This is a genomic window from Streptomyces sp. NBC_01428 (assembly GCF_036231965.1).
Classification (GTDB): domain Bacteria; phylum Actinomycetota; class Actinomycetes; order Streptomycetales; family Streptomycetaceae; genus Streptomyces.
Genome location: NZ_CP109499.1, coordinates 690,014 through 716,788, shown reverse-complemented (window position 1 = coordinate 716,788; position 26,775 = coordinate 690,014). Strand labels below are relative to the sequence as shown.

The following is a 26,775-nucleotide window of genomic DNA, read 5'->3' as shown; positions in this document are numbered from 1 at the left end:
CGAGGTGCACCGGCGCCGGTCAGCCCAGTGCGAACTTCTGGGCGGCGGCTCCGTTGCAGTCCCAGATCTGCAGGCGGGTGCCGTTCGCCGTCGTGCCGTTGGGCGAGTCCAGGCAGCGGCCCGACTGCGGGTTGCGCAGCGATCCGTCCGTCTGTTGCTGCCAGACCTGACCGCCGGCCGCGTTGCAGTCCCAGAGTTCGACCTGGGTGCCGTTGGCGGTGCCGTTCCCGACGATGTCCAGGCAGCGGCCCAGCGTGTGCAGCCGGCCGTCCGAGCTGTGGAACCAGTGCTGGTCGACCGCGTACGACTGACAGCCCCACAGCTGTACGGCGGTGCCGTTGGACCCGTTGTCGTCGCCGGCCACGTCGGCGCAGGTGGCGCCCGGACCCACGACGGGCGCGCCCGCGTTGACGGTGAACCTCTGGGCGGCGGACCCGTTGCAGTCCCAGATCCGCAGCCGGGTGCCGTTGGCCGTGGCGCCGTCGGGCGAGTCCAGGCAGCGGCCCGACTGGGGGTTGAACAGCGAGCCGTCGGCGCGCTGCACCCACTTCTGGCCGCCCACCCCGTTGCAGTCCCAGAGCTCGACCTGGGCGCCGTTGGCGGTGCCGTTCCCGACGATGTCCAGGCAGCGGCCGATGGTCACGAGGGATCCGTTGGCGAAGTGCGACCAGTGCTGGTCCTCGGCGTACGACTGACAGTTCCACAGGGCGACGGCGGCGCCGTTCACCCCGGTGTCGTCCGCGGCGACGTCGACGCACTGGTTGCCCGGCCCCGTGATGGTTCCCTGCGGGCCGTTCGGCACGTTGGTCTGGCCGGCGTAACCGACGGAGACGATATTCGCCTGCACGGCGTTCTCGGCGGCGTCGGTCGGATAGCCGGAGACCATGACGCCCTCGAAGAACGTGCCCATGTTCCAGTTGCTGTTGTCACCGCCAGTGCCCAGGATGATGCCGCCCTCCTGCTGCATCGGCCGGTAGCCGCCCCGTGACGGCAGGGCCCCGTCCCACCACGTCGTCAGGCCGCCCGACTGGGAGTTGCCGCCCTTCAGGGCGTACGTCGTCTGTCCGTTGTTCTTGAGGACGGCCGTCACGTACGCGCTGTTGTTGCCCTTGTTCGCGGTGTTGGAGCCGTTGTCGCCCTGGAACATGCCGTTCTCCAGGTCGGCCTCGATCCAGGGTCCGGAACCGCTGCACGGGGCGAAGTAGCAGGTGGTCGCGATGGACACGGCGTCCATGTGACCGTTGCCGGTGTCGGCCGGGGTCGCCTCCGCGTTGCCGTAGTCGAAGCAGCACGCGGACCCGACATGGGTGCCGCTGGCCACCATGTAGGCACCTTCGGCCTGGCCGTTGACGGCGGTGCCGGACGCGGCGCCGTGCGAGCGGTAGCCGACGCCGGGGGAGATCCAGATGCCGTACACCTTGTGGCCGCCCGCCGTGACGGACAGTTCGCTCGCGTCGGCGCCCCGGTCCGCGCCCATCCCGGCGGTGCCCGCCGGACCGGGGAACAGGTCGTTGTGCCGGGACGTCTGGTCGTACACCTTGGAGATGCTGCACGTGGTGGAGGCGCAGAAGGCGTCCTGCTGACCGGCGTTGGCGTAGCCGCCCGTCGACAGCAGCCCGATGTCGGCGGTGGCGCCGTCGGACGCGCGGGTGACCTGGTAGAGCGGGCCGTTGTACGCGGAGAACAGGGCCCGGGTCGTGCTGTGCGCCGCGACGCAGGGAGTGCCCGCGCCGGCGTAGATGTCGCAGGGTTGTGATCCCGCGGCCTGCGCGACGCCGGGAAGTCCGACGATCACGGTGACCAGGAGACCGGTGGCGGCGGCGACGGACATCAGTGCCCGGCGCAGTCGAGACGTCGGCGAGGCCGCCGACCAGGGGAAGAGACGCGAGAGGGCAGATCTTTTTCTGCGCATATGTGCTCCCAGGTGGAGGATGGAGCTACAACTCGCCCTCGGGGCAGCCGAGTTCGGGCCGCCTGACGACTGGGTCGGAAGTTACGCGCGCTGGTCGATTGCGTCAATATTTGTTGCTTTTCTTTTTGGTCGACCTTTTCTCGGTGTCTGAACCTGTGGCTTTACGGGGGTCGTCGGCCCGTCGACCTGTGCCCGGGCGCGCCGGCTGGAGGGTACGCAGAGGCCCGGGGGTGGTTGTGGAGGGCGAGCGAGCGGGGGAGTGGTCACCCGCGGGGAACGGGGGAGTGCTCACCCCTTTCCACTCTCAACGTATAGCGCACGGGGGGCCTTGCGGCAAGGCCCCCCACCTGCGGCACAATCCTCGACCGACCCCGGAACGTGCCGTTTTGCGCCCTCGGTCGAATACCTGATTCATTGCTCTGTCGGAGGTGTGCGGGATCTTGTTGACGGACGTGATCGTGGTCGGTGCCGGGCCGACCGGCCTCATGCTGGCCGCGGAGCTGCGCCTGCACGGCGTACGCGTGGTCGTGCTCGAGAAGCTGACCGCACCGACCAAGGAGACCCGCGGACGCGGGCTGCACGCCCGCAGCGTCGAGGTGATGGACCAGCGCGGACTGCTGGACCGGTTCCTCGCGGTCAGCGAGAAGTTCCAGGCCGGGGGGCTCTTCGGCGGCATCGCGAAACCGTGGCCGGAGCGGCTGGACACCGCCCACCCCTACGGTCTGTCCACCCTGCAACCGGTCACCGAGCGGCTGCTCCACGAACGTGCCCTCGAACTCGGCGCCGAGATCCGGCGCGGCAGTGAAGTCGTCGGACTGAGCCAGGACGCGGACTGCGTGACCGTCGAGCTGGCGGACGGCACGCGGCTGCGCTCGCACTACCTGGCCGGGTGCGACGGCGGCCGGAGCATCGTGCGCAAGCTCCTCGGCGTCGGCTTCCCCGGCGAGCCGGCGACCGTCGAGACACTCCTGGGTGACATGGAGATGGCCGAGGACCCGGCTACGGTCGCCGCCGTCGTCGCCGAAGTCCGCAGGACCCAGCTGAGGTTCGGCACCATCCCCAACGGCGACGGCACGTTCCGCGTCGTCGTGCCCGCCGCGGGCGTGTCCGACCGCGCGACGGCCCCGACCCTGGAGGAGTTCAAGGAGCGGCTGCGCGCCGTCGCGGGCACCGACTTCGGCGTGCACTCGCCGGTCTGGCTGTCCCGGTTCGGCGACGCGACCCGGCAGGCGGAGCGCTACCGGGTCGGCCGGGTCATGCTGGCCGGAGACGCCGCGCACATCCACCCGCCGACCGGCGGACAGGGGCTCAACCTCGGCGTCCAGGACGCGTTCAACCTCGGCTGGAAGCTGGCCGCCGCCGTCGACGGCTGGGCGCCCGAAGGGCTGCTCGACAGCTACCACCACGAACGGCACCCGGTGGGCGCCCGCGTGCTGGACAACACCCGCGCGCAGATCACCCTGCTCGGGACCGACGCCGGCGCCACGGCGCTGCGGGCACTGTTCGACCGGCTGATGGACTTCGAGGAGGTCAACCGGTACGTGACCGGGATGATCACCGCCGTCGACGTCCGCTACGACTTCGGGGAGGGGCACGCGCTGATCGGCCGGCGGATGAAGGACCTGGAACTGAAGCGCGGGCGCCTCTACTCGCTCACCCACGAGGGGCGCGGCCTGCTGCTCGACCGGACCGGCCTTCTCTCCGTGGAGGGTTGGGCGGACCGCGTCGACCACATCGTCGACGGAAGCGAGGAACTGGACGTGCCCGCCGTGCTGCTGCGGCCGGACGGCCATGTGGCGTGGGCCGGGGAGGACCAGCGGGACTTGGTCGACCACCTGCCCAAGTGGTTCGGCGCCGCCGCCCGTTGAGCGGGCTCGCCGCACTCAGTGCCGGACGCGGACCACGAGCTTGCCGGTGGCGCGGTCGTGCTCCATGTCGTCGTGCGCCCGGGCCACCTGCTCGAGGCCGTCGTAGACGCGGTCCACCGGGAAGTCCAGCCGGCCTCCCGCGACCGCGTCGAGGATCTCCTGGAACACCTCCCGCGGCAGGTCCCCCGCGTCGCCGAAATAGCCCGACAGCCGTACCCCCTTCGGCAGGTACTCGTTCGGGGAGAAGTCCCGCACCGTCCACTGGTTCGACAGGCTGCCGCCGAAGCAGACCGTCCCGTGCACGCGCACCGCGCGCAGGGTGTCGGGAAGAGTCGGTGTGCCGACGAGATCGAGAGCCGCGTCGACCCCGCCGGGATACAGCGCGCGCACCGACGGCGCGACCTCACCGGTGTCGAGGATCGGGTGGTCGACGCCGCGCTCCTTCAGCAGACCGAGACGGTCGGCGCGCCGGGTCGTGGACAGCACGGTGGCGCCCCGCCAGCCGGCCAGCGCGGCGGCCGCCAGACCGACCGAGGAGGTGCCGCCGCGGATCAGCACGGACTGGCCGGGCCGCAGGTCCAGTCCGACGGTCAGCGAGCCGTACGCGGTCTGCACCATCTCCGGCAGGGCACCCAGCACCTCCCAGGGCAGATCGGTGTCGACGGGGATGACCTGGGACAACGGCACCGACGTGTACTCGGCGTAGCCCCCGTCGTAGGTGCGTCCCATGTCGCCCATCATCGCCACGACCTTCTGGCCGGGCACCAGCCCGCAGCCGTCCGGAGCGGAGTCGACGGTGCCCACGGCCTCGATCCCCGGTACGCGCGGAAAGCTGACCCCCACGCTCACGCCCAGTCGCAGCTTCAGCTCCGAGCGGTTGAGCCCGAACGCCTCGACCCGGATCCGCACCCAGCCGTCCCGCTCGGGAGGGAGCGGCAGGGTGGTGAGGCGCAGGTTGTCCACGGGCCCGGGGCCCGTGAGCCGGACGGTACGCATCGTGGTCGGCGGGTACGTCATGGGCCTGGCCTTCTTCCCGGAGGCAGGAGAGTCGGACGGGGGTGGTCAACACCCGGCCACGGCGACTTCATTCCCGATTTCCCCCGAGATCGCGCCCGTTGAGGCGTGCCCCGCCACCCTCCGCACCGCGTTCCCGCGGCCGAAGGGTCGACGGTCCCGGGAGGCTCCCGCCGGGCGGCGCTCAGTCCCGCTCGGGCACCCGCAGCACCAGCAGGGCGGTGTCGTCACTCGCCCAGTTGCCGCTGTGCTCGGCGAGCAGCGAACCGAGGCGGGTGATGATGCCCTGCGCGTCGAGGTCGTGACACTCGGCCAGGGCCGCGGCCAGTGCGTCCTCCCCGAACATCGGGCGCTCGCGAGGTGCCGCGGTACGGCGGGCGCGGGCGTCGGTGGCGCCGTCGGTGTAGAGGAGCAGGGCGTCGCCCGGACCCAGCCGGAACCGCACGTCGGCCAGGGCGACATGGGGCAGGACACCGAGCAGGCTGCCGTGCCGGCCGACCTCCTGCACGCGGCCGTTCGCCCGGCGGATCAGGGCCGGGGGATGGCCCGCGGTGCAGAGCCGGCCGGAGAGACCGCCCGGCGTGAGGCGGAACGTGGCGTACACGGCGGTCAGGAACCGTTCGCCCTTGCGCTGCTCGATGAGCGCCGAGTTCAGGTGCTCGAAGACGGTGGCCGGCGACAGGTGCTGGCTCGCCTCGGCGCGCAGGGTGTAGCGGGCGAGGGCGGTGACCTTCGCCGCCTCGACGCCCTTGCCGCACACGTCACCCATCACCGTGCACCACCAGGGCCCCTTCGCGTGGAAGAGGTCGAAGAAGTCACCGATCACGGTCGTGCCGCCGGCCGCGGGCAGATAGGACGCGGCCGCCTCCAGCCCCGGCACCTGCTGGAGGGTCGGAGGCAGCAGGCTGTCCTGCAGGCTGCGGGCGAGCGTGTTGGACTGCTCCAGCGCTTCCTGGGCGGTGGCGAGGGCGTCCTGAACGGTCGCCAGCGAGGTGCGCATGTTGATCTCGTTGCTCACCGCGCGGGCCATGGTCGCGAGGGAGCCGAGCTCCGAGGGCCGCCAGACGTGCGGACTGTCGTCGATCACGCACAGGCTGCCCAGCACGTGCCCACCCGGCCCGAGGATGGGATACCCCGCCCAGGCGCCGATCTTCATCGGGACGACCGCCGGGTGGTCACGGGTCCGTGGATCCGACGCCGCGTCCTCGACGACGAACGGATCCCCGGCCAGCCCGACCAGGAAGTAGCAGAGGCTGTCCCGTACGGAACTCTGCCGCTCGTTCACGCGTTGGGCCGGCACGCCGACACAGGACTTCCAGAACGAGCGGTGGTCGTCGACGAGCGTGATGAAGGCGCGTCCGCAGCCGGTCACCGCTCCGGCGAGCCGCGCCAGGTCCTCGAAGGCCTCCTCGGGACCGGTGTCCAGCAGGCCGGTCGCCTCCACCGCGGCGAGTCGCCTCGGATCGGACAACGCCGCCGGCAGACCGTCGGGGCGCAGCCCAGCGGCGAATTCGACATCCTGCATCCGGCGTTCCCCTGTCCCCCCACGCCCGTGTCCCACGGGCGCGACGACGGCGATCGGACCGCCGGGCGCCAAGACATTTGACGCACGGCAACAGTATCGCCCCGCGCACACCGCCATCGGCCCGCCGCCCGAAGAGGCAGAAGCTGTGGCCGTCCCGAGATGTGGGCCCGCCGACGGGGACCGCAACCGGCCGCCCACCTGGCTCCGAACGAGTGGACTCGACGGTACGCGGACCGGCCGGAGGCTCCACCCACGGGCCGGATGGTGACGCTTGCCCCCACAGCTCTCACCCCTGAACTGGAAGAGGTGCCCCGACATGCGACGTACCCCCTCCCGCCGACTCGTCGCCGCAGCAGTGCTCGCGGCGTCGGTGCTGGCCCCCATGGCGGTGGTGCCCGCCACGGCGGCCCCCCGCACCGCGGCCGTCGACCGGCCGGACGGCGTCGACTGCCCGCAGGGCGGTCTCGGCCGGAAGACGAACGCCCGGCTGGACAAGGCCGTCGCGGACGTCCGCAAGCAGGCCTCCATTCCCGGCGTCGTCGTCGGGGTGTGGATGCCCGGCAAGGGCTGCTACGTCCGCGCGACCGGCATCGCCGACACCGCCACGCGCAAGCCGATGAGGACCGACTTCTACTCGCGGATCGGCAGCGAGACGAAGACGTTCACCGTCACCGCGCTGCTCAAGCTCGTCGACGACCACCGCCTCGGCCTGGACGACCCGATCTCCCAGTACGTACGGGGCGTTCCGAACGGCCGCCACATCACCCTGCGCCAACTCGCCGAGATGCGCAGCGGCCTGTTCCCGTACACCGCCGACGCGGACTTCATCCACACCCTGCTCAGCGATCCGAGCCGTTCGTTCACCCCGCGCCAGGTGCTCGCCTACGGCTTCAAGCACAAGAACACCTTCGCGCCCGGCACACAGTTCCAGTACTCCAACACCAACCTGATCCTGCTCGGGCTCGTGATCGAGAAGGTCGCCCGCACCAGCGCCGTCGACTTCATCGACAAGCAGGTACTCCACCCGTCCCACCTGCACCACACGCTGCTCCCGAGCAACGCCTGGTTCCCCAAGCCGCACGCGCAGGGCTACACCAACCAGACACTGAACGGCGAGGTGACCAACTCCACCAACTGGAACCCCAGTTGGGGCTGGACCGCCGGTGCGATGATCTCGAACCTGCACGACCTGCGGCGCTGGGCGAAGATCGTCGCCACCGGTGAGCTGCTCAGCCCGAAGACCCAGGCGCAGCGGCTGAAGACCCTGCCGACCGGCTTCCCGGGCCTGAGCTACGGCCTCGGCATCTTCAACGCCAACGGCTGGATCGGGCACAACGGTTCCATCCCCGGCTACGAGAGCGTGACCGTCTACCTGCCCTCGCAGAAGGCCACCCTGGTCATCCTGATCAACACCGACATCACGTACCAGGGCCAGGAGCCGTCCACCCTCCTCGCCCGGGCGGTCACGAGCGTCATCACCCCGAAGAACGTCTACGACGGTTCGGTCGCCCTCAAGCCACTGTCGCCGCAGACCCGGTGACACGGACGAGCCGAGGCCGGTCCGCCCACCCCGCGGTGCCGGCCCCGGCTCGGACCGAGCGCCGGATCGGTGAGTCCGGTGCCCAGCGGCCCCTTCGGGCGGGGCGGCCCCTCGGCCGCCCCGCCCGCGGGGGCCGTCGTCCGTACAGGCCGCCCGCGCCGAGGTCGTCGAACCTGTCTCCATCAATCGATTGATTGAGAGGTCCCGGCCGCGTAGTCTCCCCGCCATGCCCGAGTCGCCACCCGCCTCACCGGCCGCCGCACCGGCGCCCTCCGACGCCAGCCGCGAACGCATCGTCGCCGCCGCCACCGCCCTCTTCGCCGACCACGGATACGACGGCACCAGCACCCGGCGCATCGCCGCGGAAGCCGGCCTGAACATGGCCACCGTCGCCTACCACGTCGGCGGAAAGCCGGACCTGTACCGCGAGGTCATGCTGCGCGCCCACCTCGCCGAACAACGGGTACTGGCGGACGCGCTGCGGACCTTCCGGACGCTCGCCCCCACCGATCCGGCCGCGGCCGTCACCGGACTCGTCGACCGGTACCTGGACTTCTGCCTCGACCAGCCGCACATCCCCGCCCTGTGGATGCGCCGCTGGCTCGCGGACGCCGCCGAGTTCGCCGACCTGGAGGCGTCCTACGCGCGCCCCCTCATCGACTCCGTCCGCGACACGGTCGGCGAGGCCCTGGCCGCACTGCCGGACGTGTCCGCCGTGCCCGCCGACGTCGAGATGACCGTATGGACCGTGCTCTGGAGCACGCACGGCTTCTGCCGCTCCGCCGTCCGTGCCGAGGTCCCGCGCTTCCGCGCCCACCTGCGCGCTCTCGTCCTGCGCGATCTGGGCCTCGGCACCCCGGCACCGAACGACCCGGAGCACGGATGACGACCGTCGCGCTCCCTACGGCAGCCGCCGGCGAACTCACCCGGCGACGGCTCCTCGTCTACGGCCTCGGCTCCGTCGGCACCGGCCTGTTCGCCACCGTCCCCGGCCTGTTGCTGCTCTACTTCATGACCGACGCACTCGCCGTCCCCGCCGGAATCGCCGGCCTGGTCGTCGCGCTGCCCAAGGCGTGGGACGCCGTCTTCAACCCCCTCGTCGGCGCGGCCAGCGACCGGGAAGCCGTCCGCACCGGCCGACGGACCCGGCTCCTCGTCGCCGGCGCACTCGCCCTTCCCGCGGCCTTCGCCGCGATGTTCCTCTCGCCGACGACCGGCGGCGGCGCGGCGATCTGGGTGGCCGTCACCTTCGTCCTGGCCGCCAGCGCCTTCGCCCTCTTCCAGGTGCCCTACGTCGCCCTGCCCACCGAGATGTCCTCCGTCCCGGCGGCCCGCACCCGGATCATGGTGTGGCGGATCGTCTTCCTGACCCTGGGGATCCTGATAGCCGGCGGCGCGGCTCCCCTCCTGGTCGGCGCCGCGGGCGGCGGCCGGACCGGGTACGCGGTGATGGCGCTGACCGTGGGCCTGGTCATCGCGGCCGTCCTGCTCGTCCCCGCCCTCGGGACCCGCTGGGTGCGCTCACACCCCGGACCCGAACCCCTCGGCCTGGTCGCGGCGTTCCGCACCGCACGGGGAAACCGCGCCTTCTTCGCACTCCTTGCCTCGTTCGTCCTCCAGGCCGCCGCCGTCGCCATCATGCTGGCCGCCGCACCGTACGTCGCCACCTACCGGCTCGGCGGCTACGGCCTCACCTCGGTGCTCTTCGTCTGCCTGGTCGCGCCGAGCGCCGTCGCCGTCCCCCTGTGGGCCAAGGCCGCCGGACGCTGGGGCCGACTGCGCTGCCTCACGGTCGCCACCTGCGGCTACGCCCTCGGCGCGGCAGCCCTGTTGCCCGCCGCCGGCAGCGGAAGCGGCACCGCGGCGGTCACCGCGACGCTCGCCCTCTGCGCGCTGCTCGGCATCTGCTACGCGGCCCTCCAGGTCCTTCCCCTCGCCCTGCTGCCCGACACCGTGCACGCCGACAGCGCCAGGACGGGCCAGGTGCAGTCCGGCGCGTTCACCGGGCTCTGGACGGCCGGAGAGACCTTCGGCCTGGCCGCCGGACCCGGCGCCTACTCGATCGCCCTCGCCGCCACCGGCTTCGTGTCCTCCACCCTGGACCACCCGGTCGCCCAGACCGCCACCGCGCGGACCGGCATCCTCCTCGGCTTCAGCCTGGTCCCCGCCCTGCTCATGCTGCTCTCCCTGCCTGCCCTGCGCGCCTACGGCCGCCGTCGCGCCCCGCAAGAAACGGAAACCACCCGATGACGACTCCTCAGCAGGCCTCCACCACCCCGCGCTCCGCCCACCCCGGCCTGCCCGAGACGGGCCGCCCCGGCACCGAGCTCCTCGCCGAACTCGCCGTCCTCACCGCGGCCGACCTGCCCACCCGCGGCGGCCACACCACCGCGTACGTCTACGACAGCGGGCGCCCCGAGGTCCGCGACACCGCCGAACAGGCCTACGTGGCGATGATGGAGGTCAACGGCCTCGACCCGACGGCGTTCCCGAGCATCGTCGCCCTGGAACGCCAGGTGGTCGGCGCGACGGCCTGCCGGCTCGGCGGCGACGACACCACCCCGGGCATCTTCACCAGCGGCGGCACCGAGTCGATCATGCTGGCCGTCAAGGCCGCACGCGACGCCCGCCCCGACATCCTCGCCCCCGAGATCGTCGTCCCCGTCACCGCCCACGCCGCCTTCCACAAGGCCGGCAGCTACCTGCGCGTCACCGTACGCAGCGCACCGGTCGACCCGTCGACCTATCGCGCCGACCCCGCCGCGACCGCCGCCCTGTGCAACGAGAACACCGTCCTCGTCGTCGCCTCCGCGCCGTCCTACGCACACGGAGTCATCGACCCCGTCGCCGAGATCGCCGCCGACGCCGCCGCCCGCGGCATCCCTTGCCACGTCGACGCCTGCGTCGGCGGCTGGCTGCTGCCCTGGCTCGCGGAGGCCGGTGCGGCGATACCCGCCTTCGACCTGTCCGTCCCGGGCGTCACCTCGCTCTCGTGCGACCTGCACAAGTTCGGCTACGCGCCCAAGGGGGCCTCGGTCCTGCTGTTCCGCGACGAGGCGATGCGCCTCGGCGCCTACTACGCCTGCGCCACCTGGCCCGGCTACACGGTCGTCAACTCCACCATCCAGAGCAGCAAGGGGGCCGGACCGCTCGCCGGAGCCTGGGCCACGCTGCAGTCGCTCGGCGCCGACGGATACCGCGAACTCGGCCGCGCCGCCCTCTCCGCGACCCGCCGGCTGATCGCCGGAGTCGAGGCCATCGACGGCCTCACCGTCCTCGGCACCCCGGACGCCACCCTCGTCGCGATCGGCACCGACCCGGCCGCCGGGGCCCCGCTCGACCTGTTCGCCCTCGCCGACGAGACCCGTGCCCGGGGCTACTTCCTCCAGCCCCAACTCAGTCTCGACGGCCTCCCCGCCAACCTGCACCTGACGCTGACCGGCGTCAGCGAGGACGGTGTCGACGGCCTCCTCGCCGTCCTGCGCGCCTGCGTCGACGTCGTCCGTCCCCTCGGCCCCCCGACGCCTCCCGCCGACATCGTCGACCTGCTCGGGCAGGTGGACCTGACCGCGCTGGACAACGCCTCCTTCGCCGCGCTCCTGCCCGCCGCGGGCGTCGACCTCACCGGCGAGGACGCGTCCCGCATGGCGCCGGTCAACCGTCTCCTGGACGCCCTCCCGCCGGCCACCCGCGAGGTGATCGTCACCCGCTTCCTGTCCGCGCTGTACAGCCCGTACCTGGGAGGCTGAACGCAACTCGGGCCGCGCCGACACGAGTCGGTCGCGGCCCGGACGGAGGCGGGAGGGCGAGGTGGCCGGTCAGCGGGCGATGCGCTGCCTGCGGCCGCCGCGGCGGAAGCGCATCGCGCCGTAGGCGAGTGCGCCGAGCAGCACGACGCATCCGATGACCAGCAGATAGAACAGGCCGTGGACGACCACGCCGATGATGCCCAGAACGACGGCTACGAGAATCAGGAAGAGGAACAGGCTCATCGGGTCTCCAGGCGGCTTCGGCGGTTCAACGGCGGGCGAGGCGACGCTCGCCCTTCGCGCCCGGTGTGTACGCGAGCTCGTAGTGCGCGAAGACTCCCGGCTCGTCCTCGGCGGGCAGTACGCCGTCCGTGTCGATCGAGGGAGCCTTCTTGACGAGATTCTTGTCGTGAACGACCTTCAGGTACCCGGGGCCGACGGTCGCGCCGTCGAGCGGGACGAACACCAGGCGGCGCCGAGTGGGCATGCCCACCGTCACCGTGGCGAAGGACGGATCATCGGTCGCCGTGTCCACGTAGACCGACTCCAGCATGCCGATTTTGTGGCCACCGGAATCCACCACGTCGTGGCCACGCCATTCGCGGATGTCACCTGCCTCGAACATCTTGAACCTCCACAGTCGGAGTACCCCCGATCGTAGGCCTGATGCCCTTGCGTCGCCTCTGTAGTCCTGCCCGTGGGCAGGGGCTGACGTGCTGGGACGTCCGGTGGGGCCATGTCCTCGGTCGGTACGGCCGGGGACGGGTCGCCGGGGCGCAGTCGCGTGCGGTTCACCGGGGTGGTGCTCCGGTTGCGCGGGGCGCCGGGCCATACGTCGAGCGGTACGGGAATGGTCTGCCGGGCGGGGTTCGTCGGGCGGCCACGTGCCCGGTCGGTCGGGGCCGCCACCGTGCTGCTCAGGAAGCGACCACGGCCGCCATTCCGTAGTCCAGCTCCGAACCGTCGACCAGGACGCCCTCCACGACCCGTGTACGGGGGTCGATGTCGGCGACGAAGCCCTGCCCCGCGTAACGGGGATAGCCCGTCTCACCCATCTCACCGGTCGCCTCGACGACCGCGGAGCGCACCGCGGCCTCTTCGGGGGCCGTACCGCCCCCGTCCGCCAGGTGCTCGGGGACCAGCAGGATCGTGAAGCTCTGCGGTTCGGTAGTCATGTGACGGTATTTAAGTCCTTCCCGCACCGGTCGTGGGAGAGGCGCACGGGGCAGGTACCCGCCCCGGAGTCCGGTGTCCTCCCGTATTCGGCCCTCCTCGTGGCGTCATGTCGTCGAGGCGGCGGCGGCCCGCGCGCTCTTCGCCCGTCGGCTCTCGTAGTACGTCGGCCACATCGTGATCGCCACGAGCAGCCAGACCACGCTCACCGTCGCCAGACGGGCCCCGAAGGCGGCGACCAGCAGGGGCAGCGCGGTGCACGGCAGGGCGACGGTCAGCAGCCAGCGGCGCTCCCGGGCCGCGTGCCGCAGCGTGGCGACGCCGCTGAGCAGGAAGTACCCGGCCAGCGACGAGCAGAGCAGCCATCGGGTGCCGGACGGAAGGGAGTGCAGGTGCTCGACCGCCGCGCCCAGGCCGGCCGCCAGGGCGGCGAGACAGCCGGACACGAAGCAGTGCAGGGGGAGTGCAGCCCGGGCGGGCAGCGACTGCGCGGTCAGGTGCGGCACGCCCGCGTAGCCGTGCCGGAAGGACAACGACCACAGGGAGACCAGGAGGAAGAACCCGGCGACGGCGAAGGCGTAGAGCTTCCTGGTCCACTCGGTCTCGGAGGCGGCGTCGATCATCTGCGCCACCCCTTCGCCGAGGACGATGATCACGAAGAGGCCGAGCCGCTCGCTCAGGTGGTCGGCCTGCGCCGCGGCGAGCGAGACGGGCCCCTCGTCGCGGCGCGGGGGGCGCGTCTCGTCCTTGCCGTGCGAACGGCGGGCCTCCCGACGCCGGTGGGCCTCGCGGCTCTGCACGATGTCCCGGGCGGAGACGCTGAAGGTGACGTACAGGTCGAGGGCGATGCCCAGAGCCCACAGCCAGTAGCGGGCGGGTTCGTGCACCCACAGCGAGACGATCCACGGGATCACGCCGAGCGACATCTGGGCGGCGGGCCAGTCGACGAGGATCTCGCGGCGGAACTCCCACGCCCGGTTGGCCAGGAGCCGGATGAGGACGTAGGCGAGGGCGAAGGCCCTGGCCTGACCGTGGTCACCGTCGTGGACGCCGGACACCGCGGCCGCCATCACCGCCATCCCGAACATCGCGGCCAGCACCGTGCGGGCATGGGTGCCCTCCCCGGCCACGTTCCCGTAGAGGGTGAAGCAGATCCACGCGGTCCACAGCGCCAGGAACAACAGGGCGTACATGCCGAGGTCCGGCAGACCCGGTTCGCCGTGCAGCAGGTGCGCGATCTGGGCCACGCCCGCCACGGCGACCAGGTCGAAGAACAACTCCAGCCAGCTGGCGTGCCGTTCGGCCTCGGGCTCCGGCCGGGCGGTCGATACCTCGTTCACAACGCTCCCTGCGCTCTCACGACAACGGCCGGTCGGCCGGATGGCGCACCCACCATGTCCGTCCGCACACCCGCCCCGGCGGGTCCGGCGTGCCGAGGAGAACCCCAACCCTAGCCAGGTCACACCGGGCGCGGCCCTTCCGCGAGGACGTGGCGCCGACGCCCGGTCGGGGAACCGCCGCCGCGCGAACCCGCCGCCGACCGGGCGCCCTTCCGACGGCGGCTATACCGTGGGAGGCCCGGCGGCTCCCGCCGTACCGCTGCCGGACGTCCGCGGGCCCGCCCCGGCGGCGAACGACGGCACACGCAGCGGCGAACGGAGGAGCCATGCCCGCCGATCGCGGCCACACCTCCGCCCCGGCGCTGGACCGGACGGCGCAGTACCTGCTGACCGCGGCCGCGGGCTGCGTCAACGCGGTCGGGTTCCTGGTGCTCGGCGGGGTGTTCACCAGCGTCATGACCGCCAACCTCGCCCTGCTCGGGCTGGGCCTCGGCGGCGGGCATCCCGGGACGACCCGCCTCGCGGCGCTGGCGATCGTCGCCTACGTGGTGGGCGTGGTGCTCGGCAGCAGGGCTGCGGTGGGGCTCGGACGACGGCGTCACCGGACCGGGGGAGTGCGGGCCGCCCTCATGGCCGAGTGCGTGCTGCTGTGGGGGGTGTGGATCTTCTGGCTCGGCGTGGGCGGCGAGCCGGGAGCGACGCAACGGGCGGCGCTGCTGGCGGCCAGTTCGCTGGCCATGGGATGCCAGAACGGCGGCGTCCGGATCGTGACCGGGGGTGCCGAGACGACGGCGTACATGACCGGGGCCCTCACCGGACTGGTCGCTGACGTCGTGCAGCGCCGTACGTTCGACCGGCATGTCGCCCTGATCGTCGCCCTCATCCCCGTGGGCGCGGCCCTCGGTGGTCTCGCCGTCCGCTGGGCCCGTCTCGGGGCGCCGGCGATCCCCGCCGTGCTCGTGACGGCGGCTCTGGTGGTCGTCGTGCGCGCCACTTCGGGGAAGAAGCTCCGTTCCGACCGCTGAGACCGTCGGAAACGGGCTGCTGAGGATCGGGATCAATCGGATCCAGCACCTCGCCGCGTCGTCCTCTGCCGATCTTCCGGCGTTGTTTGATCCGGGATGAGCTTCTTTAGCGCTTTCGCGTGCCGGAGGCAAGCTTCGATCACCCGAAGGTGTGGTGACGGACTGCAGATAGAGTGACGATCCTCGAAAGGCGTAGTGTCATATGCCTGTTGCTCACGGCAAGGGGGCAACTAGCAGGCGCGGGGCCAGGGGAGAGGACGGCATCACGAGATGGCGAGCACCGACTGGAGCGACCGAGGGCTGTGCCGCAAGGCCGACCCTGACGAGCTGTTCGTCGAGGGTGCGGCGCAGAACCGCGCCAAAGCCTTGTGCAGTGGCTGTCCTGTTCTGACCGAGTGCCTCTCCTATGCGCTGGACCAGCGCATCGAGCACGGCGTGTGGGGCGGCATGACGGAACGCGAACGCCGGGCCCTGCTCCGCCGGCGCCCCACGGTCACCTCCTGGCGACGGCTCCTGGAGACGGCCCGGGTGGAACACGAGCGGGCCGGGCGGGACGTGGTGCTGACGGGGTCCAGGGCGAGTTGAGGTCCGCGCCCGTCCGCGCGGAGGCCACACGAGCGGGGTACTGATGCCCGCCCGTTGTCCGGCCGTCCACCGCGCGGGGCGCCGGCGCCCGCCCCGTCGTCGGAGCGGCACCGGCACCCTGAGGTCAGGCGCGGCTCATGACCCGCCGCGCTCGTAGGGGATCTTCTCGCCGGCATCTATCGCCAGCGGCAGCCGGTTCTCCGCCGGAGGCAGCGGGCAGGTGGCCAGGTCCGTGTACGCGCAGGGCAGGTTCGCGGCCCGGTTGAAGTCCAGGGCGACCGTGCCGTCCTCGGCCGGCGGGTCCAGGGCGAGGGCGCGGTTCGCGGCGTACGTGGTGACGCCCGAGGTCGCGTCGGTGAACAGGACGAGCAGGCTGCCGGCCGCATGGCCGGGGAACGCGGTGAGTGCCAACTCCTGCCCGTCCAGCTCGAAGCTGATCCTTCCCGGCGCGTCGTAGACGTGCTCAAGACCCTCGACCGCGGCTCCCACCGTCGTCGGACGTGGTGTGTCGAACGCTTCGTAGCGCCCGGTCACCGTCCAGCGCGGATGCGGAGCGTAGGCGGGTGTGCCGGTGAACGCGGCCCGCAGAGGCGTGTCGGGGTGCCGGGGACGGATGATGTCGTGCCCGCCGCGCTTGGCCACCTCGATCACCGCGTCGCCCCAGACGGCGTTGACGCTGCTGCGCTCCGGCAGCACCCCGAAGTGGTGTTCGCCCCGCACGGTCGTGTCGCCGAGAACGAGTTCCTCGCCCTCGCCGAGGACCACCGTCACCCCGTCCGCGCCGGTCCGCCAGGCGCCGGGAGCGTCGGGGAAGCGCTGCGGCTCCTCGCTGAGCCAGTGCAGACCGGTGATCGCCAGAAAGCCGTGCGGATCCGCGAGCCGGGCCTCCTGACGGCTGTGCCACTCCTGCCAGGCCTCGGTGAAGGCGTGGAGGTCTGTCGGACTGTCCTGCACGGTCATATGTGCTCCTTGATCAGGTCGACGGAGTCGCCCTCGGGCGGGGTCTGCCGGGCGACGGAGGGCGCGGCGGGGAGGGAGTGCCGGCCGCCGGGGATCGCGGCCAGCAGCTCGCGGGTGTAGTCGTGACGGGGGTCGGCGAACAGCTCCTCGGTGGTACCGGTCTCGACGATACGACCGGACCGCATCACCGCGACCTCGTGCGCGATCTGCCGTACGACGGCCAGGTCGTGCGAGATGAAGAGGTACGCCACCGAGGTGTCGGCCTGCAGTTCCGCGAGCAGGTCGAGGACCTGGGCCTGGACGGACACGTCGAGCGCGGACACCGGTTCGTCGCACACGACCAGGTCGGGCGACAGGGCGAGCGCGCGGGCGATCGCCACGCGCTGGCGCTGCCCGCCGGACAGCTCCGCCGGGCGGCGGCCGAGCATCGAGGCGGGGAGGGCGACCCGGTCGAGCAGGTCGCGCGCCCGGGCCCGACGGGAGGCACCGTCCCCCACCTTGAAGGCCCGCAGCGGCTCGGTGATCACTTCGCCGACGGAGAACCGGGGATCCAGTGAGGCGTACGGGTTCTGGTAGACGAGTTGGGCGCGCCTGCGGAGCTGCCTGGCCTGCGAACCGCGGGCGTCGGTGACGTCCTCGCCGTCGAACAGGACCCGCCCGTCGGTCGGATCGGTCAGCCGGAGTGCCAGCCGCGCGGTGGTGGACTTCCCGGAGCCGGACTCGCCGACCAGCGCGAGCGTGCGGCCTCGGCGCAGTGTGAGGCTGACGTCGTCGACCGCGCGCAGGGTGCGCGGCGACTCGGGGGCGGCGGGCAGCCTGAACTCCTTGACGACGTTGTGGAGTTCGAGCAGGGGTGTGTCGGCAGGGCTCGCGGACGGGGCGGCCCCGGTGACCGTGACGCGGGGGCGGGCGGTGTTCAGGCTCGGGGCACTGGCCAACAACTGCCTGGTGTAGGGGTCTTGCGGGTTCTCCAGCACGTCGGCGGTGCGGCCGGCCTCCACGACGCGGCCCTGGGACATGACGACGATCCGCCCGGCCCGGTCGGCGGCGACGCCCAGGTCGTGCGTCACCAGCAGGACCGCGGTGTCCGACTCCTGTGCGAGGTGCTCCAGATGGTCGAGGATGACGCGCTGCACGGTCACGTCCAGGGCGCTGGTCGGCTCGTCGGCGATGATCAGCCGGGGCCTGCCCGCGATGGCGATGGCGATCAGGGCACGCTGGCGCATCCCGCCGGACAGTTCGTGCGGGTACTGCCGGGCGCGGGTGGCCGCGTCGGGCATTCCGGCGCGTTCCAGAACGCCGACCGCCTCCGACGCGGCGGAGCGTCGTGAGGCCAGGCCGTGGATGCGCAGCACCTCGGCGACCTGCTCACCGATGCGCTTGACGGGGTTCAGCGACACCGTCGGATCCTGGGGCACCAAGCCGATGCTCGTGCCGCGTACGGCCCGCAGTTCGCGCTCCGAGAGCGCGGTGAGGTCGTCGTGGCGGCCGAAGCGGATCGTCCCGGCGTCGATGCTCCCGTTCGCCGCCAGCAGTCGGGTGATCGCGTGCGCCGTCGTGCTCTTGCCCGAGCCCGACTCCCCGACCACCGCCGTCACCTGGCCCGGCCACACGTCGAGGTCGACCCCGCTCACCGCTCGTACGGTGCCTCCGCGGGTCCGGTACGAGACCGACAGGCCCCGTACGCGGAGCAGCGGGGTGCCCTCGTCCTGCGGTTCGGCGGCGGGTCGGTCCTTCGCGTGGTCGTTCGGCGTGGGCGTGTTCGTCACGGCGGTGCTCGTCTCGGCGTCGTGGGTCCGTGTCGTGCGGAGGGCTTTCATCGCTGCCGGGACCATTCGCCGTCCAGCGCCCGCGCGATGCGGTTGGCGGCCAGCCCGGTGGCCGCGATCGCCAGACCCGGCAGAGCGGTGAGCCACCAGGCATTGGCCATGTAGTTGCGGCCGTCGGCGATCAGCGTGCCCCACTCCGGGGCGGGGGGCGGTGCTCCGTAGCCGAGGAAACTCAGCGACGAAACGGCCAGTACGGCGGCACCGAAGTCGAGCGTCGCCAGCACGATCACCGGGCCGACCGCGTTGGGCAGGACGTGCCGGCCCAGCACCGTGTACCAGCGGGCGCCGCACGACCGCGACGCCTCGACGAACACCGCCTGCCGGACCCGGAGCACCTCGGCCCGGGTCACCCGGGCGAACCCGGCCACACTCGCGATCCCGACGGCGACGGCGACCTTCACCGTCCCGTAGCCCAGCGCCGTGACCAGCGCCAGGGAGAGGAACAGCGAGGGGATGGACAGCAGGACGTCCACGACACGCATCAGCACGTCCTCGACCCAGCCGCCCACGAACCCGGCGACGAGCCCGGTCAGCCCGCCGACGACGAACGCGACAGCCACCGCGAGCAGCGTCGCCTTCAACGACAGCTGGGCGCCGTGCACGACACGGGAGAACACGTCGCGTCCCAGTTCGTCGGTGCCGAACCAGTGCGCGCCGTCAGGGGCGCGGAAGTTCTCCGACGGCACCCCGTGCAGCGGGTCCCGTGAGGTGAACAGTTCGGGCCAGAAGGCCGCGAGGACGATCAGCACCACCACCAGTGCCGATGCCAGCAGCCCGGGCCGGCGCACCAGGAAGCGAAGGAGCCGCCGACGTCCGGCGCCGGGGCCGGGACCCTCCGGACCTGGTTCGGTACCCGTCCCCGGGCCGGGATCGACCGCTCGGGCGAGGCCGGTGGCCGCTCCCGAGGCCACGTCCTCGGCAAGGGTCTGACTCATGCGGGACTCACCCTCCTCCTCGAATGGACCACGATCCGCGGGTCCAGCACGGGATAGACGAGGTCGACGATCAGGTTGGCGGACACGAAGATCAGCGCCCCGAACACCACGACCCCCTGGACCAGTGGGATGTCCTGGGCCGCGACCGCGGCGGCGGTCACCCGCCCCAGGCCGTCCCGGGAGAACACCGTCTCGACCACCACGGAGCCGGCGATCAGCTGTCCGGCCAGCAGCCCCACGACGGTCAGCGCGGGCAGCGACGCGTTGCGCAGCGCGTGCCGCAGATGGATCCGCACCCGTCCCGCGCCCTTGGCCCGCGCGGTCTCCACATAGGCCTGGTCCAGCGCCGTGAGGAGGCTCTTCGCCAGCACCTGCGCGACCAGTGCGCCGGTCGGGATCGCCAGCGTCACGGCGGGCAGCACCAGCCCGCGCAGCCCGTCGTTGCCGAACGCGGGAAAGAGCCTCGCCCGGAAGGAGAAGACCTCGACCAGCAGCAGGCCGACCCAGAACGTCGGGACGGACACCCCCAGCGGGGGCAGCGACAGCAGGAGCTGCCGCAGCCAGCGTCGAGTGGTGTACGTCGCGAGCAGGGCGACACCGCCCCCGAGCAGCACGGCCAGCAGCAGGGCCGCGCCCGTCAGTTGCAGGGTCTGCGGGAGGGCGTCGCCGAGCGACGAGGTGACCGGGCGGCCCGTGGACACGGAGTCCCCGAAGTCCCCGCGCACCGCGCGGCCGAGCGCCTCGGCGTACTGGACCGGCACGGGCCTGTCGAAGCCGTACTGGTGTCGCAGGGCGGCGAGTTGAGCCGGGTCGACCTGCCCCGAGTCGGCTCCGGCGCCGGCCATCGCCGAGACCGGATCACCGGGCAGGTAGTCCAGCACCAGGAACGACACCGTGTAGGCCGCCCACAGCACCCCGACCGCCTGCGCGATACGTTTGATCACATAGCGACGCATGCCGGCCGCTAGCCGATCCACGTGTCGTGCAGCTGGACGCGGCTGGAGGCGTCGAAGTCGAGGTTGTGCACCTTCTTCGCCACACCCAACTGGGTCTCCAGCTCCACCACCGGAATGATGTACGCCTTCCGGATGAGCAACTCCTGCGCGGTCTTCACCAGTTCGCCGCGCCGGTCAGGATCGGCGGTCGCCGCCTGCCGGTTCAGCGCGGTGTCCAGCGGACTCGCGGGCAGGTGGTAGAAGTTGGCCAGCTCGGTGGAGTAGGAGCTGCGCAGGATGTCCGGGTCGGCCCGCGTGACGTTGCCCCACACCGCGTCGAAGTCGCCCGACTGGAGCGTCGGGGCGAACTGGGTGATCTGGAGCTGCTTGAGCACGACGTCCACGCCCACCGCCTTCAGCTGCTGCTGGATCAGCTCCAGCGCCGGCTGGTTGGTGGCCGCGTTGGCGAACCACTTGACGGTCAGACGCAGCTTGGTGCCGCCCTTCGACCGGACGCCGTCACTCCCGGTCTTCCATCCGGCGGCGTCCAGCAGCGACTTGGCCTTCGCCGCGTCGAAGGACAGGTCCGGTCCGAGGTCCGCGTAGTTCGGTGTCGTGTGCGCCAGCACGCTGGTGGCCGGCTCGGTTCCCGTCGGGAAGACGGCGTCCACGATCTGCTGCCGGTCGACGGCGAGTTGCAGGGCCTGCCGCACCTTCGCGTCCTTGAGCAGGGGGCGGGAGTTGTTCAGGCCGAGGTTGAACACGACGCCGGGGTTGGCCCGGCGTTGCAGGTTCACCGCACCGCCCTTGAGCGCCGTCTCGTCGGCCTTGCCCACGCTGCCGATCGCGTCGACCTGACCCGACTGCAGGCTCCCGCTCCGCACGCCCGCCTCGGGCACGACCTTGAACACGAGTCTGTCCAGGTACGCCTCGCCCTTCTTGGCCCACAGCGATGAACCCCAGGCGTACTTGGCGCGCTTGCTCAACGTGACCGAGCGGTTCTGTACGTAGTCCGACAGCGTGAAGGGCCCCGAGCCGGCCACTCCCTTGCTGCACTTCTCCTGCGGGCTCAGCTTCACGCTCGCCGACGACTCGATGCCCAGCGAGTGGGTCGAAGTGGCCTGGAGGAACTGTGCGTTGGGCTTCTTGAACGTCACCCGGACGGTGCTCGGATCGACCACCTCGGTGTTCCGCACCCCGCTCAGGTAGCCCTGGGCGAGGGTGGCCAGGGCGCCGAGCTTCGGTACGGCGTCGAAGTTGTCCTTGACCACCTGGGCGGTCAGCCGGGAGCCGTCGCTGAACGTCACGCCCGACCGCAGGTGGAAGGTGAACGTCGTCGTGTCGGAACTGATGTCCCAGCTCTTCGCCAGCCAGGGCACGATCTTGCCGGTCCTGGGGTCCTGGTCGGTCAGCGAGTCGACGACCTGGCGCACCGAGTAGATGCTGTCGTTGCTGCCCACCTGCTGCGGGTCCACGCACCCGGCGTCGGACCCCACCGCGAAGGTCAGCGTGCCACCGGACCTGGCCCGGCCGTCGGTGCCGCTCGAACCGGTGCCGTCACTCGACGAGCAGCCGCTCAGCAGGATGCCGCTCGTCACGACAGCGGCGGCTGCCGTCCATCGGGCGGATCGGGTGTCCGGGTGGGATGTCACGGAAGGGGTTCTCCTACTCCAGAGTCGCTGCGCCGGTCCGGTGCGGACAGGGCGAAGCGGGACGGCGCAGCCGTGGACGGGCGGCACCGATCGGACGACAAAGTCGGTTCGGTGGCTCGGGTCCGGGCCCGGACGAAGCGTCGGGGCCCGGCCGGGCGGGGAAGGGGTGCGTCGACGGCGCGTGCGCGGTGCGTACGCCGACCTCACAACGCCGGGGGGAACAGGGGCTGTTGCTCGCAGCCTCAGGAAGGAGCCGACTACGTGCGTCGGCCGGCCGAGCGTGTCGTCAGCCGCGACACAGGCAGCTGGCGGAGCGCTCCAGGTCGATGTGGCGGCGGCGCGAGAACCCGGAGAACATCGCCGCGGCCGCGATCGAGGCGCTCAGGTCGCTGCTGTCGTTCCGCACGCCGGGCCTCCCTGTCTCGGCCCCCTGCCGGGGCGGGTTCGCGCTTGCGGGGTCGGGCGACCACGCCGGGCTTTCACCTGGAGCACCCCACCGCGGAGGAGGGTTGCCGGTCAGCGAGCCAGGGCTTGACGCTGACACTCAATGCCGGTCGCGATCGTACGAATCGATTCTCCGATCCGTCAATGACGAGATCGCGGCGAAGGGCGTCGGCCCAGCAGCCGCAGCACGTCGGGCCGAGGGATTTCATGCGGCCGCAACAACTGGCCCTGATCGTGCGGGCCTTGGCGCGGTCCCCAAGGGGCCGGACACCGGCCGTCGTGACCGATCGCGAAGGCGGCACCCACCGCGCCGCCGCCGTCCGACGTGCCGCTCAGGATCGGTCGGTCGTGCGGCCGGTCCGAGCGGCCAGACGGGTGCGCAGCCGGGTGAGACGGTCGATCTCGGCGTCCAGCGCGGCCAGTCGGCGGTGGACGACGCTGGTTCCGGGACTGTCCGTACCGCCGGAACACCGTCTGCGCGGGTCGTCGACGAGCAGGGGGATGCGGTCGGCGAGGCCGCACAGGTCCTCCACCGTCAGGCCGAGGGCGAGCAGGTCCCGGATCACCCTCACCCGGGCGACGTCGCCGGGACCGTACTCACGCTGCCCGGCCGCCGTGCGCCGCGCTGGTGGCAGCAACCCGCGCTCCTCGTAGAACCTCAGCGCACGTGCTGTCGTGCCGGCCGCTGCCGCCGCATCCCCGATCCGCATCCGCTCCCCGCTTTCACCCGGTGCCGCGTCGACGACCCTCGAGGACGCGGGAGTCCACGGTCCCGCGGAGCCGACCGCTACGTGACGTCCACGACGACGGTTCCGATGTGCCGCCCCTCGAACAGTTCCTGCAACGCCCGGGGCGCGCGATCAATGCCCGCGATCCGGACGTGGGGGAAGACGATCTCACCGGAGCGCAGCCAGTCCCCGAAGCGCGTGTTCCACTCCTCGGCCGCTTCACCGAGATCTGAGCTGCTGAGTCCCCGCAGCGTGATCCCCAGTGTGATGACACGGAACGTGTCGACCTCCGCGGGCGCGGTGGTGCCGTCGCGGTCGGCCGACAGCTGCCCGGAGAGCGCGCCCACCAACGCGAACCGCGCGCCCCGCCGTGCCGCGCCGACGGCCGCGGTCAACTGTTCGCCGCCGACGGTGTCGAGGAGTACGTCGATGCCGTCGGGCGCCGCGGCGGCGAGCTGTTCGGCGAGCGGTGCCGTGCCCGGGACCACGACCGCGTCGTAGCCGAGTTCGGCCGTGAGCCGTTCGGCCTTGCGCGCCGAGCGGGTCGTGCCCACGACGCGTTCGGCGCCCAGGAGGCGGGCCACTTGGCCCGCGAGACTCCCGACGGCTCCCGCGGCTCCGGTGACGAGGACGGTGTCGCCGGGACGCACGCCGGCGAGCCGGGTGAGCGCCGCGTACGCGGCGGCCCCGGACGACAGGAACGCGACGGGGTCGTCCAGCACGTCACTCAGCGGCACGCAGTCGTCGTCGCTCAGCAGGGCGTGCTCCCGCCAGCCCTGCAGGTGAGAGACCAGGTCGCCGGGGCGCAGCGCGCTGCCGGCGCCCGCGGTGACGACCTCCCCGACGGCGGGTCCGAACAGGGCGTCGCCAACGTGGACGGGCGGCAACGGGACCCCCTCGACCTCGCCCCCGATGAGCGTCCGCAACCCTGGAAAGACGAGGAAGTGCCGGTTGCGGACGACGACGTGGCCCGCCCGCGGTGTGGGCAGCGCTGTCTCGACGACGGCGAAGTGTTCCGGCGCCGGCAACCCCACGGGCGCGCCGACTAGGTGGATCTCGCGGGTGGTGGGCGGTGCTTGAACGGCCATGGGGCGACTCCGGGTCCGGACGAGGGCGAGAGGCGAGCCGGTGCGTACGTCGGGTGGACCATCGCCCCACCGGCCGAGGCACGCTAAACCCTGACGTGCGGGTCAAGGGCAAGCCCGATGGCCCGGCCCCATGGGCCGCGGTGCGCGCGTTACGGGGCGTGGCAGCCGGGTACCCGCGCGCACGGACGGCGCCATGGACCGGTCGCTCGGAAACCGGCCGTCGGCCGGGCGGAACGCGGAGTCGTGCGTCCGTTCCCGTGGCAGGACGTCCGTCCGCGGTGTTGCGTGGAGAGCGGGTACGGCGGCTTTCGCGCCGCCCGAACGTCGACGGAAGGATGGCGCGATGGCCGGCTCCGGCACCCACACCGTGCGGGTCGGTCGCCGCACGCTCGACCTGCACCGGCCGGACAAGGTGCTCTTCCCGGCGAGCGGGAGCGGCAAGGAGTACACGAAGCGGGACCTCGTCGCGTACTACCGCGCCGTCGCCCCCTTCATGCTGCCCCATCTGAGGGGCCGCCCCCTGATGCTGGAGCGGTACCCGGACGGGATCGACGGTCCCCGCTTCATGCAGAAGAACACGCCGGACCACTACCCGGACTGGATCGAGCGGGTCGAGGTGCGCAAGGAGGGCGGCACGGTCCTCCACCCCGTCTGCGGGGACACCGCGACCCTCGTCTACCTCGCCGACCAGGCCTGCCTCACCCTGCACCGCTGGCTGTCGAAGGCGGGCGACGTCGAACGTCCCGACAGGCTCGTCATCGACCTCGACCCGGCGACGGAGGGCGACTTCGCCGCCGTGCGCGAAGCGGCCCGGGCGGTGCGCGAACTTCTCGACGCGCTGAAGCTCCCCTCGGCGCCGATGACCACGGGCTCGCGTGGCCTGCACGTCGTCGTGCCGCTCGACGGACACCAGGACTTCGACGAGGTCCGCGCGTTCGCCAAGGACGTCGCCGAGACCCTCGCGGAGGCGCACCCCGACCGCCTCACCACCGCCGCCCGCAAGAAGGACCGCGGCGACCGGCTCTATCTCGACGTGCAGCGCAACGCGTACGCGCAGACCGTCGTGGTGCCCTTTACCGTCCGCCCGAAGCCCGGCGCGCCCGTGGCCGTCCCGATCTCCTGGAGCCAACTCGACGATCCGGACCTCGACGCCCGCCGCTGGACCATCGCCGACGCCGTCGAGCAGGCACGCACCAAACCCTGGGAGGGGCTGCTGGACCGCGGCCGCAGCCTCGGCCCCGCCGGGCGCCGGCTCGCCGCACTGCGCGGCTGATGCCCCGACGGGACCGGCGGACAGACGCGCGGTGGGCGAATCCGGACCCCTCCGTCGCCCGGAAAGAGCCCTCGGACCGGGCGCCCGCGCTTCACCCGATCGGAGCAGCGAGGGTGTGCACCCGGAGGGGCCATGTCCCCTGCGGAGAGCGGCGCCCGGACGTGCCGCCCGTGCCGTCGGACGGCGGCGGGGACGGGTCGTGTCGACACCGGCACGACTCGCGATGTCAGTGGCGGCTGCGATGGTGGAGGGCATGGACAAGGACGACGAACAGCTGCTGCGCGGCCGGGTCTACGGCGCGGACCACGACGACCCCCGTCAGGGCCCGCAGCGCGGCCGGGACTACGCGGAGCTGGTGGGCGGACCGCTGGACGGTCTGCTGCTCGACATCACCGGCCGCACGCCGGACGAGATATCCGGCGGCGTGGCGCTGGAGACGGAGTTGGGCCAGTTCGGCCCGGGAGCGCGGGCCTTGTACGACCCGCGTCCCGGGGACCCGATGTTCTTCGACTGGGCGGGGGACGCCCCCTGAGGCGTGGTCCGCGGACCGGCCGGCCAGGGCGCCCGCCTCAGATGTGCCAGGCGACGCTGTTGTCGGCCGCCGTGACGGCGGCGAGCACGACCAGGTCGGCGACCCCGAGCAAAATCCCCAGGTAGGCGCGGTGGCGATGCAGCGTGCCGCGGTGCAGGGCGACCAGGCCGAGGACGACGGCGGTCGGCCCGAGGACGATGTTGAAGACCAGCAGGCCGACCAGGCCGAGGATGAAGGACGCCACGGCGAGGCTGTACGGGTCGCGCCGGGACCGGGTTCGCGTCGCCTCCTGGGTGGACTGGCTCATCGCGCCTCCCCGCCCCGGTAGGAGGTCGTGTTCTGCGACGTGCCGATCCGGTGCCTGCGCAGCCCGTAGAAGAGCAGCCAGCAGCCGATGGCCACGGCCGCCACCAGCGTGACCGGCAACGGCAGATGGGCTGCGGCACCGACCACAACGCCGAGGAGGAGCAGCGCGGCGACGAGGAAGAGCATGTGTCTCCTTCTGGATTCGCGGGGCATCACGGACGGGCGATCGCCGGAGCCCCGGGTGCCCCGGGCGTCCACCGGGAAACGCCTGTCCCGCCGGTCGGCCGAGGAGTGACCTGAACCGGCCGCCCCCGCCCACGTGTTGCGGGAAGCCGGGCCGCGGGCGTGCAAGCGGCGCCGCA

The 26,775-nt window shown here is 72.2% G+C and carries 26 protein-coding genes and 1 riboswitch; of the genes, 9 read left to right on the top strand and 17 right to left on the bottom strand.

What is annotated here, in order from left to right; all coding sequences use genetic code 11:
* Window positions 1-19: 19 nt before the first annotated feature.
* Complete coding sequence (locus tag OG406_RS03060) at window positions 20-1,831, bottom strand: arabinofuranosidase catalytic domain-containing protein (RefSeq protein WP_329190625.1); 1,812 nt, start codon at window positions 1,829-1,831, stop codon at window positions 20-22.
* Window positions 1,832-2,355: 524 nt separating this feature from the next.
* Between OG406_RS03060 and rox the strand changes: the two genes are divergently transcribed.
* Window positions 2,356-3,780, top strand: coding sequence for a rifampin monooxygenase (gene rox, locus OG406_RS03055; protein ID WP_329190623.1), 1,425 nt, complete (start codon window positions 2,356-2,358; stop codon window positions 3,778-3,780).
* 15 nt (window positions 3,781-3,795) lie between these two features.
* On the opposite strand, the gene OG406_RS03050 is transcribed toward rox, so the two are convergent.
* Both OG406_RS03050 and OG406_RS03045 read right to left on the bottom strand, forming a co-directional pair.
* Window positions 3,796-4,797, bottom strand: coding sequence for a zinc-binding dehydrogenase (locus OG406_RS03050; protein ID WP_164375539.1), 1,002 nt, complete (start codon window positions 4,795-4,797; stop codon window positions 3,796-3,798).
* A gap of 181 nt (window positions 4,798-4,978) precedes the next feature.
* Window positions 4,979-6,319, bottom strand: a complete 1,341-nt coding sequence (locus tag OG406_RS03045) for a PP2C family protein-serine/threonine phosphatase (protein WP_164375538.1) — start codon at window positions 6,317-6,319, stop codon at window positions 4,979-4,981.
* Window positions 6,320-6,635: 316 nt separating this feature from the next.
* Between OG406_RS03045 and OG406_RS03040 the strand changes: the two genes are divergently transcribed.
* The 4 genes from OG406_RS03040 to OG406_RS03025 all read left to right on the top strand — a co-directional run bounded on the left by OG406_RS03040 (window position 6,636) and on the right by OG406_RS03025 (window position 11,608).
* Window positions 6,636-7,859: a serine hydrolase domain-containing protein gene (locus OG406_RS03040; protein ID WP_164375537.1), complete on the top strand. Its 1,224-nt coding sequence runs from the start codon at window positions 6,636-6,638 to the stop codon at window positions 7,857-7,859.
* A gap of 226 nt (window positions 7,860-8,085) precedes the next feature.
* The gene (locus OG406_RS03035) at window positions 8,086-8,745 is read left to right on the top strand and encodes a TetR/AcrR family transcriptional regulator (protein ID WP_164375536.1); all 660 of its coding nucleotides are present in this window, start codon (window positions 8,086-8,088) and stop codon (window positions 8,743-8,745) included.
* The gene (locus OG406_RS03030) at window positions 8,742-10,109 is read left to right on the top strand and encodes an MFS transporter (RefSeq protein WP_164375535.1); all 1,368 of its coding nucleotides are present in this window, start codon (window positions 8,742-8,744) and stop codon (window positions 10,107-10,109) included. Before OG406_RS03035 ends, OG406_RS03030 begins: the two co-directional genes overlap by 4 nt.
* On the top strand, window positions 10,106-11,608 hold the full coding sequence (locus OG406_RS03025) for a pyridoxal phosphate-dependent decarboxylase family protein (RefSeq protein ID WP_164375534.1): 1,503 nt from the start codon (window positions 10,106-10,108) through the stop codon (window positions 11,606-11,608). Before OG406_RS03030 ends, OG406_RS03025 begins: the two co-directional genes overlap by 4 nt.
* Before the next feature lie 69 nt (window positions 11,609-11,677).
* Here OG406_RS03025 and OG406_RS03020 read toward each other — a convergent pair whose 3' ends face one another.
* From OG406_RS03020 to OG406_RS03005, 4 genes are all read right to left on the bottom strand, one after another.
* Window positions 11,678-11,851 carry an HIG1 domain-containing protein gene (locus tag OG406_RS03020; protein ID WP_203661881.1) on the bottom strand — a complete coding sequence of 58 codons (174 nt, stop codon included), beginning with the start codon at window positions 11,849-11,851 and terminating at the stop codon, window positions 11,678-11,680.
* A 25-nt stretch (window positions 11,852-11,876) separates the two neighbouring features.
* On the bottom strand, window positions 11,877-12,233 hold the full coding sequence (locus OG406_RS03015; protein ID WP_164375533.1) for a PRC-barrel domain-containing protein: 357 nt from the start codon (window positions 12,231-12,233) through the stop codon (window positions 11,877-11,879).
* A gap of 292 nt (window positions 12,234-12,525) precedes the next feature.
* On the bottom strand, window positions 12,526-12,783 hold the full coding sequence (locus OG406_RS03010) for a hypothetical protein (protein ID WP_164375532.1): 258 nt from the start codon (window positions 12,781-12,783) through the stop codon (window positions 12,526-12,528).
* Between the two features lie 105 nt (window positions 12,784-12,888).
* Complete coding sequence (locus OG406_RS03005; protein ID WP_267049639.1) at window positions 12,889-14,121, bottom strand: low temperature requirement protein A; 1,233 nt, start codon at window positions 14,119-14,121, stop codon at window positions 12,889-12,891.
* Window positions 14,122-14,447: 326 nt separating this feature from the next.
* On the opposite strand from OG406_RS03005, the gene OG406_RS03000 reads away from it, so the two are divergent.
* Together OG406_RS03000 and OG406_RS02995 are read left to right on the top strand one after the other, a co-directional pair.
* Window positions 14,448-15,146 carry a YoaK family protein gene (locus tag OG406_RS03000; protein ID WP_329183760.1) on the top strand — a complete coding sequence of 233 codons (699 nt, stop codon included), beginning with the start codon at window positions 14,448-14,450 and terminating at the stop codon, window positions 15,144-15,146.
* A gap of 270 nt (window positions 15,147-15,416) precedes the next feature.
* Complete coding sequence (locus tag OG406_RS02995; protein ID WP_164375529.1) at window positions 15,417-15,731, top strand: WhiB family transcriptional regulator; 315 nt, start codon at window positions 15,417-15,419, stop codon at window positions 15,729-15,731.
* 135 nt (window positions 15,732-15,866) lie between these two features.
* Here the strand turns inward: OG406_RS02995 and OG406_RS02990 are convergent, their stop codons facing one another.
* The 8 genes from OG406_RS02990 to OG406_RS02955 all read right to left on the bottom strand — a co-directional run bounded on the left by OG406_RS02990 (window position 15,867) and on the right by OG406_RS02955 (window position 24,302).
* Window positions 15,867-16,691: a DUF1684 domain-containing protein gene (locus OG406_RS02990; protein ID WP_327407836.1), complete on the bottom strand. Its 825-nt coding sequence runs from the start codon at window positions 16,689-16,691 to the stop codon at window positions 15,867-15,869.
* A complete protein-coding gene (locus OG406_RS02985) occupies window positions 16,688-18,511 on the bottom strand; it encodes a dipeptide ABC transporter ATP-binding protein (RefSeq protein ID WP_404122052.1) in 1,824 nt (607 codons plus the stop codon). The genes OG406_RS02990 and OG406_RS02985 overlap by 4 nt, the downstream gene beginning before the upstream one ends.
* The gene (locus tag OG406_RS02980) at window positions 18,508-19,455 is read right to left on the bottom strand and encodes an ABC transporter permease (RefSeq protein ID WP_164375526.1); all 948 of its coding nucleotides are present in this window, start codon (window positions 19,453-19,455) and stop codon (window positions 18,508-18,510) included. Before OG406_RS02980 ends, OG406_RS02985 begins: the two co-directional genes overlap by 4 nt.
* Window positions 19,452-20,411, bottom strand: a complete 960-nt coding sequence (locus tag OG406_RS02975; RefSeq protein ID WP_267049642.1) for an ABC transporter permease — start codon at window positions 20,409-20,411, stop codon at window positions 19,452-19,454. Before OG406_RS02975 ends, OG406_RS02980 begins: the two co-directional genes overlap by 4 nt.
* Before the next feature lie 8 nt (window positions 20,412-20,419).
* Window positions 20,420-22,042, bottom strand: coding sequence for an ABC transporter substrate-binding protein (locus tag OG406_RS02970; protein ID WP_267049643.1), 1,623 nt, complete (start codon window positions 22,040-22,042; stop codon window positions 20,420-20,422).
* A 286-nt stretch (window positions 22,043-22,328) separates the two neighbouring features.
* Window positions 22,329-22,448 (bottom strand): putative leader peptide, encoded by a 120-nt coding sequence (locus tag OG406_RS02965; protein ID WP_323178221.1) that lies wholly within the window; start codon window positions 22,446-22,448, stop codon window positions 22,329-22,331.
* A 35-nt stretch (window positions 22,449-22,483) separates the two neighbouring features.
* Window positions 22,484-22,594, bottom strand: a riboswitch (SAM riboswitch).
* A 224-nt stretch (window positions 22,595-22,818) separates the two neighbouring features.
* Window positions 22,819-23,196, bottom strand: coding sequence for a MerR family transcriptional regulator (locus OG406_RS02960; protein WP_267049644.1), 378 nt, complete (start codon window positions 23,194-23,196; stop codon window positions 22,819-22,821).
* A gap of 77 nt (window positions 23,197-23,273) precedes the next feature.
* Window positions 23,274-24,302 carry an MDR family NADP-dependent oxidoreductase gene (locus OG406_RS02955; protein WP_329183753.1) on the bottom strand — a complete coding sequence of 343 codons (1,029 nt, stop codon included), beginning with the start codon at window positions 24,300-24,302 and terminating at the stop codon, window positions 23,274-23,276.
* A gap of 343 nt (window positions 24,303-24,645) precedes the next feature.
* Between OG406_RS02955 and ligD the strand changes: the two genes are divergently transcribed.
* On the top strand, window positions 24,646-25,575 hold the full coding sequence (gene ligD / locus OG406_RS02950) for a non-homologous end-joining DNA ligase (protein WP_329183752.1): 930 nt from the start codon (window positions 24,646-24,648) through the stop codon (window positions 25,573-25,575).
* Window positions 25,576-25,828: 253 nt separating this feature from the next.
* Window positions 25,829-26,107 (top strand): hypothetical protein, encoded by a 279-nt coding sequence (locus OG406_RS02945; protein WP_329183750.1) that lies wholly within the window; start codon window positions 25,829-25,831, stop codon window positions 26,105-26,107.
* A 37-nt stretch (window positions 26,108-26,144) separates the two neighbouring features.
* Here OG406_RS02945 and OG406_RS02940 read toward each other — a convergent pair whose 3' ends face one another.
* Both OG406_RS02940 and OG406_RS02935 read right to left on the bottom strand, forming a co-directional pair.
* Window positions 26,145-26,414, bottom strand: coding sequence for a DUF4190 domain-containing protein (locus OG406_RS02940; protein ID WP_267049647.1), 270 nt, complete (start codon window positions 26,412-26,414; stop codon window positions 26,145-26,147).
* The gene (locus tag OG406_RS02935) at window positions 26,411-26,599 is read right to left on the bottom strand and encodes a hypothetical protein (protein ID WP_164375518.1); all 189 of its coding nucleotides are present in this window, start codon (window positions 26,597-26,599) and stop codon (window positions 26,411-26,413) included. Before OG406_RS02935 ends, OG406_RS02940 begins: the two co-directional genes overlap by 4 nt.
* Window positions 26,600-26,775: the final 176 nt, after the last annotated feature.

Excerpts from the sequence above, each read along its gene's own strand:
- OG406_RS03060 (WP_329190625.1), bottom strand. The coding sequence starts at position 1,831 with ATGTCCGTCGCCGCCGCCACCGGTCTCCTGGTCACCGTGATCGTCGGA.
- OG406_RS03050 (WP_164375539.1), bottom strand. The coding sequence starts at position 4,797 with ATGACGTACCCGCCGACCACGATGCGTACCGTCCGGCTCACGGGCCCC.
- OG406_RS03045 (WP_164375538.1), bottom strand. The coding sequence starts at position 6,319 with ATGCAGGATGTCGAATTCGCCGCTGGGCTGCGCCCCGACGGTCTGCCG.
- OG406_RS03040 (WP_164375537.1), top strand. The coding sequence starts at position 6,636 with ATGCGACGTACCCCCTCCCGCCGACTCGTCGCCGCAGCAGTGCTCGCG.
- OG406_RS03035 (WP_164375536.1), top strand. The coding sequence starts at position 8,086 with ATGCCCGAGTCGCCACCCGCCTCACCGGCCGCCGCACCGGCGCCCTCC.
- OG406_RS03030 (WP_164375535.1), top strand. The coding sequence starts at position 8,742 with ATGACGACCGTCGCGCTCCCTACGGCAGCCGCCGGCGAACTCACCCGG.
- OG406_RS03025 (WP_164375534.1), top strand. The coding sequence starts at position 10,106 with ATGACGACTCCTCAGCAGGCCTCCACCACCCCGCGCTCCGCCCACCCC.
- OG406_RS03020 (WP_203661881.1), bottom strand. The coding sequence starts at position 11,851 with ATGAGCCTGTTCCTCTTCCTGATTCTCGTAGCCGTCGTTCTGGGCATC.
- OG406_RS03015 (WP_164375533.1), bottom strand. The coding sequence starts at position 12,233 with ATGTTCGAGGCAGGTGACATCCGCGAATGGCGTGGCCACGACGTGGTG.
- OG406_RS03010 (WP_164375532.1), bottom strand. The coding sequence starts at position 12,783 with ATGACTACCGAACCGCAGAGCTTCACGATCCTGCTGGTCCCCGAGCAC.
- OG406_RS03000 (WP_329183760.1), top strand. The coding sequence starts at position 14,448 with ATGCCCGCCGATCGCGGCCACACCTCCGCCCCGGCGCTGGACCGGACG.
- OG406_RS02995 (WP_164375529.1), top strand. The coding sequence starts at position 15,417 with ATGGCGAGCACCGACTGGAGCGACCGAGGGCTGTGCCGCAAGGCCGAC.
- OG406_RS02990 (WP_327407836.1), bottom strand. The coding sequence starts at position 16,691 with ATGACCGTGCAGGACAGTCCGACAGACCTCCACGCCTTCACCGAGGCC.
- OG406_RS02985 (WP_404122052.1), bottom strand. The coding sequence starts at position 18,511 with ATGAAAGCCCTCCGCACGACACGGACCCACGACGCCGAGACGAGCACC.
- OG406_RS02980 (WP_164375526.1), bottom strand. The coding sequence starts at position 19,455 with ATGAGTCAGACCCTTGCCGAGGACGTGGCCTCGGGAGCGGCCACCGGC.
- OG406_RS02975 (WP_267049642.1), bottom strand. The coding sequence starts at position 20,411 with ATGCGTCGCTATGTGATCAAACGTATCGCGCAGGCGGTCGGGGTGCTG.
- OG406_RS02960 (WP_267049644.1), bottom strand. The coding sequence starts at position 23,196 with ATGCGGATCGGGGATGCGGCGGCAGCGGCCGGCACGACAGCACGTGCG.
- OG406_RS02955 (WP_329183753.1), bottom strand. The coding sequence starts at position 24,302 with ATGGCCGTTCAAGCACCGCCCACCACCCGCGAGATCCACCTAGTCGGC.
- ligD (WP_329183752.1), top strand. The coding sequence starts at position 24,646 with ATGGCCGGCTCCGGCACCCACACCGTGCGGGTCGGTCGCCGCACGCTC.
- OG406_RS02945 (WP_329183750.1), top strand. The coding sequence starts at position 25,829 with ATGGACAAGGACGACGAACAGCTGCTGCGCGGCCGGGTCTACGGCGCG.
- OG406_RS02940 (WP_267049647.1), bottom strand. The coding sequence starts at position 26,414 with ATGAGCCAGTCCACCCAGGAGGCGACGCGAACCCGGTCCCGGCGCGAC.
- OG406_RS02935 (WP_164375518.1), bottom strand. The coding sequence starts at position 26,599 with ATGCTCTTCCTCGTCGCCGCGCTGCTCCTCCTCGGCGTTGTGGTCGGT.